Genomic DNA, 14,954 nt, shown 5'->3' with positions numbered 1-14,954 from the left:
GCAGGGGGCGGGGGCTAGCGGGGTGCGGCCCAGGGCCGACGGGCGAAGACCGGGATCTTCGGTGGTGCGGGAATCAGGGGAGCGTCAGGACCTCCGCGCCGGAGTCGGTAACGAGCAAGGTGTGCTCGAACTGCGCGGTGCGTTTGTGGTCACGGGTCACAACAGTCCAATCATCGGCCCACATGTCCCAATCCACGGTGCCGAGGGTCAGCATCGGTTCGATGGTGAAGACCATGCCGGCCTCTATGACCGTATTGTAGGCCGGGGCGGCATCGTAATGCGGGATGATCAGGCCGGTGTGGAAGGCTTCACCCACGCCGTGGCCGGTGAAGTCGCGGACGACCCCGTAGCCGAAGCGCTTGGCATAGGACTCGATGGTGCGGCCGATCACGTTGATTTCGCGGCCCGGGGCCACGGCGCGGATGGCACGGGCCAGGGACTCCTGCGTGCGCTCGACGAGCTGCCGTGACTCCTCGTCAACGTCGCCGGCCAGGAAGGTGTAGTTGGTGTCCCCGTGCACGCCGCCGATGAACGCTGTGATGTCGATGTTCAGGATGTCCCCGTCCTGGACGACGGTGCTGTCCGGGATGCCGTGGCAGATGACCTCGTTCAACGACGAGCACAGGGACTTGGGGAAGCCGCGGTAGCCGAGCGTGGACGGGTAGGCGTTGTGGTCGAGCAGGAATTCGTGGCCCACCCGGTCCAGTTCGTCCGTGTTGACGCCGGGCCGGATGTGCTTGCCGACCTCGACGATGGCCTGGGCGGCAATCCGTGAGGCGATGCGGATCTTCTCGATGGTCTCCGCCGTCTTGACCTCCGAACCGGTGAACTTCGCGGGCCCGGGTTTGCCCACATACTCCGGGCGTGGAATCGATGACGGAACGGTAAGCTGCGGACTGACCGCTCCCGGGACCAGTGTGCCGATGGGTGCGGTCGAGGCTAGAGAAGGCATACATTGATCATATAAGCCCCTGCCGAAGGCCAGGAAACAGAAGCGGAAAGATCCCCGTGGAAACCAATAGCCGCGTTCGGCAGCGCTCCGCACCCCGCCGGGGTGCCGGGGCGCAACCCTGAGAGCTGAGGAGCATCGATGCCGGAGTACTGGTATAACGTCAACACGCACGAGGTTGAAGAGGACGCCATGTCCGACTGGAGCCAGCTGATCGGCCCGTACAAGACGCGGGAAGAAGCCGAACACGCCCTGGAGAAGGTCAAGGCGCGCAATGAGGTCTGGGAGAAGGACGAGGACGACTGACTATGCCCAAAGTCTTGCCTGAATACGCAGGGCAGTGGCGGTTCGACCCGACCCACACCCGCATCGGCTTTTCCACCCGCCACGCCATGGTCACAAAAGTCCGCGGGGCCTTCAACGACTTCGAGGGCCTGATCACGGTCGACGCCGACAACCCGGAACGCTCGCAGGTCCGGCTCACTGTCGACGTCGCGAGCATTGACACCCGCAATGCCGACCGCGACCAGCACCTGCGGACCAACGATTTCTTCGACGCCCCCCATTACCCGAAGATCACTTTTGTGAGCAGCCGGGTGGACGAGGTGGACGAGAGTCACTTCATTGTCAGCGGAGACGTGACCATCCGCGGCGTCACCAAGGAGATCTCGATCCCGATCGACTTCATCGGCGTCGAGCGGGACCCCATGGGCAACCTCCGGGCGGGGTTTGAGGGTTCCCGCCGAATCGACCGCCAGGAGTTCGGGCTCAAGTGGAACACCGCCCTGGACTCCGGTGGCGTGCTGGTGTCCGACAAGGTCACGCTGGAGTTCGAGGTGTCCGCCATCAAGAGCGAAGACGCCGAAACACCCCCCGACGCCGGAGCGCCCGCGGGCTGAATCCGCCTGGGGCCCGGAGACCCGGGTTCCTGGCCGGAGAGGGGCCGTGCAGGAGTGGGTCCGGGGAGCCGGACCTGGCCGGAGTGCTCCGGGGAGCCCGACCTAGAAGGAGTGCTCGGGCCCGGGGAACTGGCCGGAGCGCACGTCCTCGCCGTAGGCTTTCGCCGCGTCGCTGAGGGAAGTGCGCAGGTCCGCGTACTGCTTCACGAATTTGGCCATCCTGCCGCCGCGCAGGCCTGCCATGTCCTGCCAGACGAGCACCTGCCCGGTGGTCGCGTTGCCGGCGCCGATCCCGATCGTGGGCACCTCGACGGCGGCGTCCACGGCTGCCGCCGTCGCCGCCGGAACCATTTCCATCAGCACACAGAACGCTCCGGCGTCGGCCAGGGCGACGGCGTCGTCGATCAGCCGCTGGGCGTCGTCGCCGCGGCCCTGGACGCGGTAGCCGCCGAGGGCGTGCTCGCTCTGCGGGGTGAACCCGATGTGCGCCATGACCGGGATGCCGGCCTGGACCATGGCCCGGACGGTCTCGGCGTAAAACTTTCCGCCCTCGATCTTGACCGCGTGGGCGAGCCCTTCCTTGAGGAACCGGACGCCGGTGGCCACCGCCTGCTGGGCGGAGACCTCGTAGCTGCCGAAGGGCAGGTCAGCCACGACCAGGGCGCGCTTCGCTGAGCGGGTGACGGCGCGGCAGAGCGGGATTAGTTCGTCGACGGTGACGGGCAGGCTGGTTTCGTTGCCAAAGACGTTGTTGGACGCCGAATCGCCGACCAGGAGGACCTCGATGCCGGCCTGGTCAAAGATTTCCGCGGTGTACTGGTCGTAGGCGGTCAGCATGGCAAAGCGTTCCCCATTGAGTTTTGCCTGGCGCAGGTGGTGCGTGCGGATCTTCGCCACGGGCTTCCGGCCGCCGGCCTCTGCGCTGCTGGAAGCATCCGCGGCTGCGCCGCCGGACAGCGTAGCAGGATCCCCGGCCGGATTCCCGGCTGGAGCGGCGGGCGCGGCGGCGGCCGACGGGCCGTTGCCATAGGGCGCGGCTAGTTCTGCGGGCATGCTGGAATCGGGGCTGGTGCTTGTGGCCATGGCACGAGCGTAGTGCGATACGGCGCGTCCTAGCTACCGGGCTCCATCCTGTGGGCGCATGAGTCACGTCACACGCGAGCCGGGCCGCCGCCCGGGCAGTGGCAGTTGGGCGGCAATTTTCGGGTTCCCCGTGTTAATGCTGGGTTACGCGCGGCGGCCGCTTCGGCAATCGGCGGCAATGGTTAGTAAAGTGAACCGTGAGCAGCCGCGGGACCATGCACGACGGGCCCGGGCACGGACGAAGAACCGGAAAGAGGCCAGTATGGACCGCCAGCAAGAGTTTGTCCTGCGGACGATCGAAGAGCGCGATGTGCGGTTCGTGCGGCTGTGGTTCACCGACGTCGTCGGCTCGCTGAAGTCGGTGGCGCTGGCCCCGGCCGAAGTGGAAGGCGCGTTCGAGGAGGGCCTGGGATTTGACGGCTCCTCCATCGAAGGCCTGGCGCGCGTTTTCGAGTCCGACATGCTGGCCCAGCCGGACCCTGCCACCTTCCAGATCCTGCCCTGGCGCGGCGAGACCGAGGCAACGTCGCGGATGTTCTGCGATATTTTGACGCCCGACGGCGAACCCTCCGCGGCTGATCCCCGCAACGTCCTCAAGCGCAACCTCGCCAAGGCCGCGGATATGGGCTTCACCTGCTACACCCACCCCGAGATCGAGTTCTACCTGCTCAAGTCCCAGCAGCCGGGTCCCGACGGTTCCCCCGTCCCGGTGGACGAGGGCGGCTACTTCGACCACGTTCCGGGCGGTGTGGCACAGGACTTCCGCCGCACGGCCGTGACCATGCTGGAATCGGTCGGCATCTCGGTCGAGTTCAGCCACCATGAGGCCGGCCCCGGCCAGAACGAAATCGACCTGCGCTACGCCGATGCCCTGCAGACCGCTGACAACATCATGACGTTCCGCACCGTGATCAAAGAAGTCGCGCTGCAGCAGGGCACCTACGCCACCTTCATGCCGAAACCGTTTACGGCGCACCCGGGTTCCGGTATGCACACCCACTTCTCGCTCTTCGAGGGCGACACGAATGCTTTTTACGAGGCGGGCGCCGAATTCCAGCTTTCCGAGACGGCCCGGCAGTTCATCGCCGGGATCCTCAAGCACGCGCCGGAGTTCACCGCGGTGACCAACCAGTTCGTGAACTCCTACAAGCGGCTCTGGGGCGGGGGAGAAGCCCCGAGCTACCTCAGCTGGGGCCACAACAACCGGTCCGCTCTGGTCCGTGTCCCGCTCTACAAGCCCGGCAAGGGCCAGTCGGCGCGGATCGAATACCGCGGCATCGACTCGGCGGCCAACCCGTACCTGGCCTACGCCGTTCTGCTCGGTGCCGGGCTGAAGGGCATCGAGGAGGGCTACCAGCTCCCCGCCGCCGCCGAGGACGACATCTGGTCGCTGAGCTCGGCCGAGCGCCGCGCGATGGGCCACGACCCGCTGCCGGCCAGCCTGCACGACGCCATCCGCTCGATGGAGGACTCCGAACTCATGCCGCAGATCCTCGGCGAGCAGGTCTTCGAGCACTTCCTGCGCAACAAGCGGGCCGAGTGGCAGGACTACCGTCTCCAGGTCACGCCTTACGAGCTGCAGCGCAACCTCGGCATCCTTTAGGCGGCCCGGGTGAGCCTGGCACGACGCCTGATTGCGGCCGGTTTCAGTGATCTGGAAAAGGGCGAACGGTTCCTGGCCGCCCCGGAGCTGGAGGGCCTGGACGAGGACGTCCTCTTCGCCGGGCTGCAGCTGGCCGCGAACCCGGATACGGCCCTGCAGTCCCTCGTCCGGCTGATCGAAAAGCACCCGGACCTGCGGAAGCTGGCGGTCGCCGAGCTGGAACGCAGCGAGCCGATGTACCGGGTGCTGGGTGCCTCCGAGGCATTGGGTGAGTTCCTGATCCGCCACCCGGAACATCTGGACGCTTTCGAGGTGACGGCCAGCCCGGAACCGCGGGCCGCGGACGCCGCCGGGCTGCGCGCCCGGCTGCTGCGCTCGGTGCGGGCGGATCCGAAATCCGCCCGCCCGGTGGCCGGTTTGACCGGCCAGGACGGCTACGTGGCGCTCCGCACCGAGTACCGGCGCGGCCTCGTCGAGCTGGCCGTCAAAGACCTCTGCGCCGCGGACCCGCTGGACTTCCTGCCCGCTGCAGGCGCCGAACTGGCGGACCTCGCCGGCGCCGCGATCGAGGCCGCCCTGGCCGTCTCCCGGGCCGAGGCCGCCGAGCACTTCAGCGCCGGCGAAGTGGCCGACGTCGGGCTGGCCGTGATCGGCATGGGCAAATGCGGTGCCCGCGAACTCAACTACATCTCCGACGTCGACGTCATCTACGTCATCGATTCCGGCGGGCTCGACGACCCGCGCGCCAACACCATCGGCACCGCCCTGGCCGCCGGCATCTCCCGGGCCATCATGTCCGTGGGCCGCGAACCCGGGCTGTGGGAGGTTGACGCGAACCTGCGCCCGGAGGGCAAGTCCGGGCCGCTGGTCAGGACCCTGGCCTCGCACGAGAGTTATTACGCCCGCTGGGCCGAGAGCTGGGAATTCCAGGCGCTGCTGAAAGCCCGGACCATCGCGGGGGACACCGATCTCGGCACCCGCTACGAGGCCGCCGTCGCGCCGCTGATCTGGTCCTCCGCCGGCCGCGAAGGCTTCGTAGAGTCGGTCCGGTCGATGCGCCGCCGGGTCACCGAACACATCCCCGCCGAGGAGGAGCAGCGGCAGATCAAGCTGGGCCGCGGGGGACTCCGCGACGTCGAATTCACTGTCCAGCTGCTGCAGCTGGTGCACGGCAAATCCGACGAGACCCTGCGCTGCCGTGACACCACCTCGGCCATCGCCGCCCTGTCCGCCGGCGGCTACATCGGCCGCTCCGACGCGGCCGAGTTCGACCGCTGCTACCGCTACCTCCGGCTGCTGGAACACCGGATCCAGCTGTTCCAGCTGCGCCGCACCCACCTCATGCCGGTCTCGGAAGCCTCGCTGCGGTCCCTCGCCAAAGCCGTCCTCGGACCCTTCTCCAGCGGACGGCCCAAACCCGACGCCCTGATCGAGACCTGGCGCAAAACCAAGCGGTCCGTCCGCGAGCTGCACGAGCGGATCTTCTACCGCCCGCTGCTCAACACCGCCGCATCACTCAGCAGCGAGGAAGCCAGGCTCAGCCCCGAGGCCGCGCAGGGGCGCCTCGCCGCGCTGGGCTACCTCGATCCCCGCGGCGCCATGCGCCACATCGAAGCGCTCACCGGGGGAGTCAGCCGCCGCGCCGCACTCCAGCGCCAGCTGCTGCCGGTCCTGCTTGGCTGGCTCGCCGAAGGCGTTGACCCCGACGGCGGCCTGCTGGCCTTCCGCCGGGTCAGCGAAGCCCTCGGCACCACCCACTGGTACCTCGGCATGCTCCGGGACTCGACGGCGGCGGCCGAACGGCTCTGCCACGTGCTGTCCAACTCCCGGCTGATCGCCGACCTGCTGGAGGTCTCGCCCGAATCCGCCGCCTGGCTCGGCTCGGACAAGGAACTGGTGCCGCTGACCTTCGAGGCGCAATGGCTCGAGATTGCCTCCAAGATGTCCCGCCATCCTGATCCTGAAAGCGCGATGCGCCTGATCCGGCTGATCCGCCGCCGCGAGATCCTGCGGACTGCGATCGCGGACAGCGCGGGCCTGCTGGACCAGGACCAGGTCGGCGCGGCCCTGGCCGACACCGACCGGGCCGCGGTCCTGGGGGCCCTGCGCGTGGCGGAAACCATGGTCACCGCTGAGGAGCCGCTCAAGACACACGTGCTGGTGGTCGCGATGGGCCGGCAGGGCGGCCGGGAGATCGGCTACGGCTCCGACGCCGACGTCATCTACGTGCACCGCGGGCTGCCCGGCGTCCCCGAGGATGAGGCCCAGCAGCAGGCCCTGCTGATCGTCAACCGGCTCTCCGGCCTGCTCACCCAGCCGCTGAAGCCCGCGATCCTGGCTGAACGGGTCCTGATGGTGGATGCGGACCTCCGCCCCGAGGGCAAGAACGGGCCGATGGTTCGGTCGCTGGAATCCTACGCCGAGTACTACCGCCGGTGGTCGCTGGTGTGGGAGGCCCAGGCGCTGCTGCGGGCCCGGCCGATGGCGGGTGACGACGAGCTGGCCGCCGACTTCGTGGCCCTGATCAACACCGTCCGTTACCCGGAGTCGCTCTCCGGGCACGACGTGCGGGAAGTCCGGCGGGTGAAGGCCAGGGTCGAGGCGGAACGGCTGCCCCGCGGCGCCGATCCGGCCCGGCACCTCAAGCTCGGACGCGGCGGACTGAGCGACGTCGAATGGCTGGCCCAGCTCATCCAGCTGCAGCACGCCGGAGCGCACCCCGGGCTGCGGACCACCTCCACCGTGGAGGCACTCGAGGCTGCCGCCGCCGTCGGGCTCCTCGACGCGGAGGACGTGGCGATCCTGCTCCGGGCCTGGCGCCTGGCGAGCCGGATCCGGTCCGCCAATGTGATCTGGACCGGCCGGGCGGCGGATGTGCTGCCGTCCTCCCGCCGCGACCTGGAAGCGGTGGCCCGCTGGTGCGGCTACGGACAGGGCAACGCCGCCGCCTTCGAAGAGGACTATCTGCGGCTGAGCCGGCGCGCGCGGAGCGTGTTCGAACGGGTCTTCTACGGCCAGTGAACGGAGACCACAGCTCTGGCCGGCACCCCGGCGGGGCCGTTCAGGCCGGCATCCCGGGCGACCTAATCGTGGGGGCGCAGCCGAAAGGCGATGTCGCTGAGTGCATCGAGCGAGGCAAAGAGCGATTCCCGATGTTCGGGCGAGAGTTGCTCCAACGCTTCCTCGAGCGACCCCGTCACCGCCGCGTCGATGCTGCTCTTGTTCTTCCGGGCAAGTTCGGTCAAATAGAGCAGCGACTTTCGTTTGTCCTCCGGATCCGAAACCCTTTCCACCAGCCCGCGTGCGCCCAGGACTCGAACCGCCGTTGAGACGTTCGACGGTTTAATGTCCAGCGCAACACCCGCTTCGGTGACGCTGGATCCCGGATGGTCTTCCAGGTAACCAAGGATGGCCCGCTCGGTGGCAGGCAAGGGTTCCAGCCCGGCCCGCACCGGGCCTTTGCGTTGAACCCACCAGGCAAGCTCGACCAGCACCTTCGCCAGCTCATGCACTTTATCCATTCAGCAATTTTGGTATGTAGACATACGTATGTCAACATAATGAAGCCGCCGAACGAAAGTGAACCGAGTTACTTCATGACCAAGTCTTCAAAAACGACAGCGTCCCTGATGACCATACTGGCGCTGCTCAGCGCCCTGGGGCCCTTTGCCATCGACATGTACTTGCCGGCGTTCCCGCAAATGATGCTGGATCTCGACACCAGCGCAGCAACCATTCAGTTGACTCTCACCACATTCATGCTGGGCATGGCGGTCGGCCAGCTGGTGATCGGGCCCCTGTCGGATCGGTTTGGCCGGCGCAAGCCGCTGTTGCTCGGTGCCGTCGCGTGTCTGGTTGCGAGCGTGCTCTGCGCCGTGGCTCCAGGCATCGAGTTCCTGATTGGAATGCGGTTCGTCCAGGGCTTCGCCGGCGCAGCGGGCGTGGTTTTGGCTCGCGCCATCGTTTCTGATTCCAGCCGGGGCGTGCACGCCGCCAAGCAGTTTGCCATCCTGATGGCCGTCGGCGGCATCGCGCCCGTCCTCTCCCCGCTGGCTGGCGGCGGCGTCATCGGCTTCTCCGGCTGGCGCGGCGTGTTCTGGGCGCTGGCCGTACTGAACCTGCTCATGGTGATCGGATCCATCCTCATCGTGAAGGAAAGCCTGCCGCTGGAACGTCGCAGCAAGGGCGGCGTGAAGGAGCTGTTCTCCAACACCGGCCGCGTGCTGGGCAACAGGCGATACCTTGGTTTCACCTTCGCGTTCGCCTTCTCCATGGCCGCTATGTTCGGCTACATCTCGGCATCGCCATTTGTCTACCAAAATATCCTGGGACTCGACCCCACCGCCTTCTCCCTGCTCTTCGCGCTGAACGCCCTGGGCCTGACGATCACCAGCATTATCGGCGTGAAGCTGGTTGGCACGCTGGGTCCGCTCCGGATGACCTATATCGGCGTCGTGGGCCTGGTTTTCTTCGGCGCGGTCCTGCTGGCAATCGTGTCGGCCGGCAACACGCCGATGATCCCGACGCTTGTGGTGATCTTCCTGGCGATATCCTCACTGGGCTTCATTTTCGGCAATGCCGCGGCCTTGGCCACGGACCAGGTCAGGACGTATGCGGGAAGCGGATCCGCCATCATGGGCGCGCTGCAGTTCACCCTGGCTGCCGCCGTCTCGCCGCTGGTGGGCCTCGCCGGAGAAGAAAGTGCCCTGCCGATGGCGATCGTGATGCTCGTGGCGGGAGTCATTGCCCTCCTGAGCCTGGTGGCACTGACCCGTGGCGTGACGGCCGGGCCGGACGCAGAACCCGTGGAACGCCATGCGGAACCCGTGTCCCAGCACTGACCCGAACGTCAGGTTCCCGCCAGGAAAAGCCCTCCCGTCCGGAACCGGGTGGGGAGGCCCGGGGGCTGACACCCCCACAACGGCGGTGCTACCTTATCCGCATGGCCAGACAACTCTTTGTGAACCTCCCCGTCAGGGACCTCGACAAGACGGTGGAGTTCTTCACCGCGCTGGGGTTCTCCTTCAACCCCGACTTCACCGACGAGAACGCAACCTGCATGATTGTCAACGACGACGCCTTCGTGATGCTGCTCGTCGACGCGTACTTCAAGACCTTCACCTCCAAGGCGGTCGCAGACGCCTCCGGGGCTGCCGAGGTCATCATGTCCTTCTCCCTGGACAGCCGCGAGGCGGTCGACGACCTCGTCCGGAAGGCACTCACCGCCGGCGGAACACCGTCCCAGGAAGCCCAGGACTACGGTTTTATGTATACCCACAGCTTCCAGGACCCGGATGGCCACCTTTGGGAAGTCTTCTGGATGGACCCGGCCGGGCCGCCGAAGGACGCCGCGCTCTGACCTTGCGGCCGCGCGTCGGAGGCGCCGCGCTCCAACCCTGTGGCAGCCGCGTCGGAAGCGCCGCGCTGGGGTGGGTACGCTTCTGTTATGCCTGAGAGCGTGTGGCTGATGCCGCTGAATAACCTCGACGACGACTCGCGCGCCATCAAGCTTGGCGAAATCGCCGGGCTTGACGTCAGTGATGACCAGCGGAGGTTCGTCGGTGAGCCGCTGCGGATGATGCTCATCGGGCTGGCAGAGGAGTCCCGGCACCCGACTGCCATTGACGTCAACGGAAACGCCGTCGGGGTCCTCACGCTGCAGACCGGAGCGGCGACCCTGGCCGGCTGGGCCGACGATCACTCGGTCTGGCTGCTGCGCGGGTTCCTGATCGACCGGCGGCAGCAGGGCAGGGGCCTCGGCACCCTGGCGGCGGAGGCCGCCGTGCGGGCGGCCGCGAAACTGACGGCGGCCCTGGGCGGAGGGGAGACCGGCGTCGTGCTTTCCGTCAACGAAGAAAACCCGGCGGGACGGGCCGCTTACCGCAAGGCAGGGTTCGAAGACCGCGGTCAGTACCTGGGCGGCGACGCAGGCCCGCAGCGGACCATGTACCGGGGGTTCTGAACCCGACCGGGTCAACCCTTGTTGACGCTCCTTCCCCGGTCAACTAATGTTGACGCCGGGAGGCTTGGAATGGAAACACGGATTGGTTCGATGGACGGCAAGGGCCCGGCGGAGGCGCTGTACGCGGTGGCCGAACTGCGCAAGGAAGTGGCCCGGACCGAAACGGAAGCGGTGTTGCGGGCGCGGCAGGCAGGCCTGTCCTGGGAAGCGATCGCTACGTGTCTCGGCGTCAGCAAGCAGGCTGTGCACCGGAAGTATGGGAAACGCTGAAGCGGAATGCGGACGACGACGGCTTAAAGGGCGGCGGCCCCCACCAAAAGGTGCGGGCCGCCGTCGTGCAATCCGTGGGTGGAAAGCCGTTGGTGGCTAGACGCCGTAGTACAGCTCGAACTCGTACGGGTTCGGGCGCAGCGAGAGCGGACGGATCTCATTCTCGTACTTGTACTCGATCCAGGTGTCGATCAGGTCCTGGGTGAAGACGCCGCCGGCCTGGAGGAACTCGTTGTCCTCGGCCAGGGCATCCAGGGCCTCTTCGAGCGTGCCGGGAGCCTTGGGGATGTCCTTGGCTTCCTCGGCGGGGAGCTCGTAGAGGTCCTTGTCGATCGGAGCCGGCGGTTCGATGCGGTTGCGGATGCCGTCGATGCCGGCCATCAGCTGGGCGGCGAAGGCCAGGTACGGGTTGGAGGAGGGGTCCGGAGCGCGGAATTCAATGCGCTTGGCCTTCGGGTTGGAACCCGTGATCGGGATACGGATACCGGCGGAGCGGTTGCCCTGCGAGTAGACCATGTTGACCGGGGCCTCGAAGCCCTTGACCAGGCGGCGGTAGGAGTTCACCGTCGGGTTGGTGAAGGCCAGCACGGCTGAGGAGTGCTTGAGCAGGCCGCCGATGTACCAGCGGGCCATGTCGGAGAGGCCGGCGTAGCCCTTCTCGTCGTAGAACAGCGGCTCGCCACCGGTCCAGAGCGACTGGTGGCAGTGCATGCCCGAGCCGTTGTCACCGAAAACCGGCTTCGGCATAAAGGTGACCGACTTGCCCCAGGCATCGGCGGTGTTCTTGATGACGTACTTGAACTTCTGCAGATCATCCGCGGCGTGGGTCAGCGTGGTGAACTTGTAGTTGATCTCAGCCTGGCCGGCGGAACCGACCTCGTGGTGGCTGCGCTCGACCTCAAGGCCTGCCTCGTCCAGGGCGATGCACATGGCGTCGCGGAGGTCGGCCTGCTTGTCGGTGGGGGAGACCGGGAAGTAGCCGCCCTTGACCGGGGTCTTGTAGCCCAGGTTGCCGCCTTCTTCCTCGCGGCCGGTGTTCCAGTGTGCTTCCTCGGAATCGATCTTGTAGAAGCTGCCCTGCGGGGAGGACTGGTACTGGACGTTGTCGAAGACGAAGAATTCGGCCTCGGGTGCAAAGAACGCGGTGTCGGCAATGCCGGTGGAGGCCAGGTAGGCCTCGGCCTTCTCGGCCACGCCGCGGGGATCGCGGTGGTACGGGTCACCGGTACGCGGGTTCACGATCGAGAAGTTCAACGCGAGAGTCTTCTCCATGCGGAACGTGTCGAGGAACGCGGTGGTTACGTCCGGGATGAGCTGCATGTCCGACTCGGCGATGCCCTGGAAGCCTCGGATCGAGGAGCCGTCGAAGAGCTGACCGTTGACGAAGAAGTCCGCGTCAACACTCTTGGCGGGCACGTTGAAGTGCTGCTGAATGCCAGGGAGGTCGGTGAAGCGAATATCGACGAACTTAACGTCTTCGTCTTTGATGAACTTGAGGACTTCGTCCGCAGTCTTGAACATCTATGCTCCTTATGCATGTGAAAGATCTGGCCGTCAGGCCGTGTGGTCCAGCGCAGTCCGACAGCGGGGTAAACGCAAAGGTTTGCCCCGCTCCTATGCCGCTAGCAACTGTTACCACCCTAAGGACACAGGATTTCCCGATGGTGTCCGCTTTGTTTCCGGCAGGTTACAGAATGCCCTGACGGGTAAACGGTAGTCGCTGTCCACAACGTGGCCTATACGTGACCAGAGTGTGGCCCCTGAATGTCCACACTCTGAACAACGCCGGGCAGGAGCTGATTGCCGATAGGCTTGGAGGGTGGTTGATCGCAAAGACATAGGCTCATGGCTCAGCGGGCCGGACACCTCCGGCATCTCGAAGTACCCGGGGGAACGGCTGGGCCTGCCCGAGTCCGGGCCGGGATCCATTGCCCGGGCAGGCCGGCGCATCGTCGCCATCTGCATCGACTGGGGCATCGCGCTGCTGATCAGCAACTACGCGTTCGCCGGGGACCCGTGGGCGACCCTTGCCGTGTTCGCCGTCGAGCAGGCCCTGCTCATCGGAACCCTCGGGTACAGCATTGGCCACCGCATCATGGGGATCCACGTTATCCGGCTCGGCGGCGCCCCCGCCGGACCGGTTCCGGCCCTGGTCCGCAGCCTGCTGCTGTGCCTGGTGATCCCCGCCGTCATCTTCGACCCGGACCACCGCGGCCTGCATGACAAGGCCATGAACACCGTTCTCGTCCGGATGTAGCGCCGGCCGCACTTCGCTGCGGCCTGCTGCCGGACCCATCCCTGCTCCCTGCTCCACGATCCGACGCAAGTGGCCGCCAAACCGCCCCGGTTGGCGGCCACTTGCGTCGAATGGTGGAGACATGCGCGGGCCTCGACGCGACATGGGAGGCACGATGCCACCCGGGTTTGCCTAGGGCGCCCCGAGAGGCCGCATTCGGTGCACGCTCCCGGCCGGGCTAAACTCCGGCCGTCTCTTCAGCCGGTGCGGGCGCATCCTGTCCGGCCTTGACCGTCAGGTAGCCGTTACGGCCGGCCCAGCGTTCGAACCAGACCGTGGTGAAGGGGAACACCGCGGAGAGCCCGGCGAACAGTGCCACCCGGAACGGCCAGCGCTGCAGCCCCCACAAGCTGAGTGCTGCGATCCCGTAGCAGACAAAGAACGCCCCGTGTATCGGGCCCGCGACCTCCACCCCGAGCTCCGTGGTCCGGGTAACCCATTTGAGGAACATCCCCACCAGCAGCGCGGCCCAGCTGAAGGCCTCGGCGATCGCCAGGACCCGGAAGATGCGGATGATGGCAGGAGTGGAAGGAAGTTTCATGACGGAAGTCTCCGGGATCTGTCCCGACGGGACGGCTGAGGTTTCGTGGGCAAAGGAAACGCCCCGGCGGCCGGCCTGAAAGGCGGTTACCGGGGCGTCCCTGTGGTCTGGCGGATGGGCCTAGCGTCCGCGGGCTGCCTTGCGGTCCGGGCGGGCCTTGTAGGGATCGATCCCCTTGGGAATGGGCAGCCGGCTCCCGAGGGACGAGATGCGCTTGGAAACCGTGCTGACCTCAAGCTTGGTCAGTTCGTTCTTCAGCTTGGTCATCTTCTTGGCGATCTGACTGATCGGAACCTGGCCCTCGCCGCGGCCGCTTTCAAGCACGTGGATGGTGACGTTGGGAAGGATGCGGGCGAGCCGCTTGCGTTCGGCGTCGAGCAGCGGCTTGACCCGGGCGCTGGGACCCTCGCTGACCAGGACGACGCCGGGACGGCCGATGGCGCGGAACACGGCGTCCTGGGTGCGGGGGTTCACTGCGACGGGCTGCTCTTCGACGATCCAGCCGCGCTTGAGCGTGCCCAGCGCAGCGCCCGAGGCTCCGGGCTGGTTTTCGATCCGGGCGAACGCGGCGCGCTCGGCCCGGCGCGACAGGATCAGGGTGGCAGCCAAAACACCCAGCGGAATGCCGATGATCAGGCCGGTAATCCAGTTTTCCAGCAGGAACCCGACGACAAAGCTGACAGCGACGACGCCGAGGAACGCCAGCAGCATGAGCCACGGCACCATCGGATCGTGCTCGCGGGTCATCTGGAAGACCTCGCGAATCTGCTTCAGACGGCTCGGCTTCTTGACCTTGGCCGCCTTGGGCTTTCGGGAAAAGAGACCCCGCTTCGGAGCATCAGAAGCCGGACTGGAGTTGCTGGAATCAGGGGAATTCGCCATAGTGCCTTAATTCTACGTGATGCGCAGCGAAGGGCTGGACGCCGGATTGTTCCGGCGCCGGCCCTTCGGCGCAATCGTTAGGACTGATTCAGGAGTGCGCGGCGAGNGATTTCGCGGCCTTTCTTGCGCATGGCGGTGGCCCAGAGCCGGCCGGCGCGGTAGGAGGAGCGCACGAGCGGTCCGCTCATGACGCCGAGGAAGCCGATTTCGTCGGCTTCGTGCTGGAGGTCCACGAATTCCTGCGGCTTGACCCAGCGGTCCACCGGGAGGTGCCGTTCGGAAGGTCGCAGGTACTGGGTGATGGTGATCAGGTCGCAGCCGGCCTCGTGCAGGTCGCGCAGGGCTTCGGAGATTTCCTCGCGGGTCTCGCCCATGCCCAGGATCAGGTTGGACTTGGTGACCATGCCGAGGTTGCGGCCCTGGGTGATGACGTCCAGGGAGCGGTCGTAGCGGAACGCCGGGCGGATGC

The 14,954-nt window shown here is 66.6% G+C and carries 15 protein-coding genes and 1 pseudogene; 9 read left to right on the top strand and 7 right to left on the bottom strand.

Annotation, left to right across the window (positions count from 1 at the left end; translation table 11 throughout):
* Nucleotides 1-73: 73 nt before the first annotated feature.
* Complete coding sequence (gene map, locus AC50X9_RS15760; protein WP_494894842.1) at nt 74-952, bottom strand: type I methionyl aminopeptidase; 879 nt, start codon at nt 950-952, stop codon at nt 74-76.
* 138 nt (nt 953-1,090) lie between these two features.
* Between map and AC50X9_RS15755 the strand changes: the two genes are divergently transcribed.
* Both AC50X9_RS15755 and AC50X9_RS15750 read left to right on the top strand, forming a co-directional pair.
* Entirely contained in the window at nt 1,091-1,255 is a 165-nt protein-coding gene (locus AC50X9_RS15755) for an SPOR domain-containing protein (RefSeq protein WP_494894840.1), read from the top strand.
* Between the two features lie 2 nt (nt 1,256-1,257).
* On the top strand, nt 1,258-1,848 hold the full coding sequence (locus AC50X9_RS15750) for a YceI family protein (RefSeq protein WP_494894838.1): 591 nt from the start codon (nt 1,258-1,260) through the stop codon (nt 1,846-1,848).
* Between the two features lie 102 nt (nt 1,849-1,950).
* On the opposite strand, the gene panB is transcribed toward AC50X9_RS15750, so the two are convergent.
* On the bottom strand, nt 1,951-2,931 hold the full coding sequence (gene panB, locus AC50X9_RS15745) for a 3-methyl-2-oxobutanoate hydroxymethyltransferase (protein ID WP_494894836.1): 981 nt from the start codon (nt 2,929-2,931) through the stop codon (nt 1,951-1,953).
* A 262-nt stretch (nt 2,932-3,193) separates the two neighbouring features.
* Between panB and glnA (AC50X9_RS15740) the strand changes: the two genes are divergently transcribed.
* Together glnA (AC50X9_RS15740) and AC50X9_RS15735 are read left to right on the top strand one after the other, a co-directional pair.
* The gene (glnA, locus tag AC50X9_RS15740) at nt 3,194-4,534 is read left to right on the top strand and encodes a type I glutamate--ammonia ligase (RefSeq protein WP_069951320.1); all 1,341 of its coding nucleotides are present in this window, start codon (nt 3,194-3,196) and stop codon (nt 4,532-4,534) included.
* A gap of 9 nt (nt 4,535-4,543) precedes the next feature.
* Nucleotides 4,544-7,555, top strand: a complete 3,012-nt coding sequence (locus AC50X9_RS15735; protein WP_494894834.1) for a bifunctional [glutamine synthetase] adenylyltransferase/[glutamine synthetase]-adenylyl-L-tyrosine phosphorylase — start codon at nt 4,544-4,546, stop codon at nt 7,553-7,555.
* 62 nt (nt 7,556-7,617) lie between these two features.
* On the opposite strand, the gene AC50X9_RS15730 is transcribed toward AC50X9_RS15735, so the two are convergent.
* Nucleotides 7,618-8,055: a MarR family winged helix-turn-helix transcriptional regulator gene (locus AC50X9_RS15730; RefSeq protein ID WP_494894832.1), complete on the bottom strand. Its 438-nt coding sequence runs from the start codon at nt 8,053-8,055 to the stop codon at nt 7,618-7,620.
* A 75-nt stretch (nt 8,056-8,130) separates the two neighbouring features.
* Here AC50X9_RS15730 and AC50X9_RS15725 point away from each other — a divergent pair, with 75 nt between their 5' ends.
* The 4 genes from AC50X9_RS15725 (at nt 8,131) to AC50X9_RS15710 (ending at nt 10,766) form a co-directional block, all read left to right on the top strand.
* Nucleotides 8,131-9,375 carry a multidrug effflux MFS transporter gene (locus AC50X9_RS15725; protein WP_494894830.1) on the top strand — a complete coding sequence of 415 codons (1,245 nt, stop codon included), beginning with the start codon at nt 8,131-8,133 and terminating at the stop codon, nt 9,373-9,375.
* A gap of 101 nt (nt 9,376-9,476) precedes the next feature.
* Nucleotides 9,477-9,893, top strand: a complete 417-nt coding sequence (locus tag AC50X9_RS15720) for a VOC family protein (RefSeq protein ID WP_494894828.1) — start codon at nt 9,477-9,479, stop codon at nt 9,891-9,893.
* Nucleotides 9,894-9,980: 87 nt separating this feature from the next.
* The gene (locus AC50X9_RS15715) at nt 9,981-10,496 is read left to right on the top strand and encodes a GNAT family N-acetyltransferase (RefSeq protein WP_494894826.1); all 516 of its coding nucleotides are present in this window, start codon (nt 9,981-9,983) and stop codon (nt 10,494-10,496) included.
* Between the two features lie 69 nt (nt 10,497-10,565).
* Nucleotides 10,566-10,766 (top strand): AsnC family protein, encoded by a 201-nt coding sequence (locus AC50X9_RS15710; RefSeq protein WP_494894824.1) that lies wholly within the window; start codon nt 10,566-10,568, stop codon nt 10,764-10,766.
* Nucleotides 10,767-10,862: 96 nt separating this feature from the next.
* On the opposite strand, the gene glnA (AC50X9_RS15705) is transcribed toward AC50X9_RS15710, so the two are convergent.
* Nucleotides 10,863-12,287 (bottom strand): type I glutamate--ammonia ligase, encoded by a 1,425-nt coding sequence (gene glnA, locus AC50X9_RS15705; RefSeq protein ID WP_494894821.1) that lies wholly within the window; start codon nt 12,285-12,287, stop codon nt 10,863-10,865.
* Nucleotides 12,288-12,585: 298 nt separating this feature from the next.
* Between glnA (AC50X9_RS15705) and AC50X9_RS15700 the strand changes: the two genes are divergently transcribed.
* Nucleotides 12,586-13,023: an RDD family protein gene (locus AC50X9_RS15700; protein WP_494894819.1), complete on the top strand. Its 438-nt coding sequence runs from the start codon at nt 12,586-12,588 to the stop codon at nt 13,021-13,023.
* A 217-nt stretch (nt 13,024-13,240) separates the two neighbouring features.
* Here AC50X9_RS15700 and AC50X9_RS15695 read toward each other — a convergent pair whose 3' ends face one another.
* The 3 genes and pseudogenes from AC50X9_RS15695 to AC50X9_RS15685 all read right to left on the bottom strand — a co-directional run.
* Complete coding sequence (locus AC50X9_RS15695) at nt 13,241-13,603, bottom strand: DUF3817 domain-containing protein (RefSeq protein WP_494894817.1); 363 nt, start codon at nt 13,601-13,603, stop codon at nt 13,241-13,243.
* A 120-nt stretch (nt 13,604-13,723) separates the two neighbouring features.
* Nucleotides 13,724-14,485, bottom strand: a complete 762-nt coding sequence (locus AC50X9_RS15690) for a DUF4191 domain-containing protein (RefSeq protein ID WP_494894816.1) — start codon at nt 14,483-14,485, stop codon at nt 13,724-13,726.
* A 107-nt stretch (nt 14,486-14,592) separates the two neighbouring features.
* Nucleotides 14,593-14,954 (bottom strand): annotated as a pseudogene (locus AC50X9_RS15685) (lipoyl synthase); the annotation flags it as partial.

The sequence above is a fragment of the Pseudarthrobacter sp. HLT1-3 genome (genome assembly GCF_059383535.1).
Note: the sequence above shows the minus strand (reverse complement) of the source record. Positions and strands in the feature narration are given on the sequence as shown.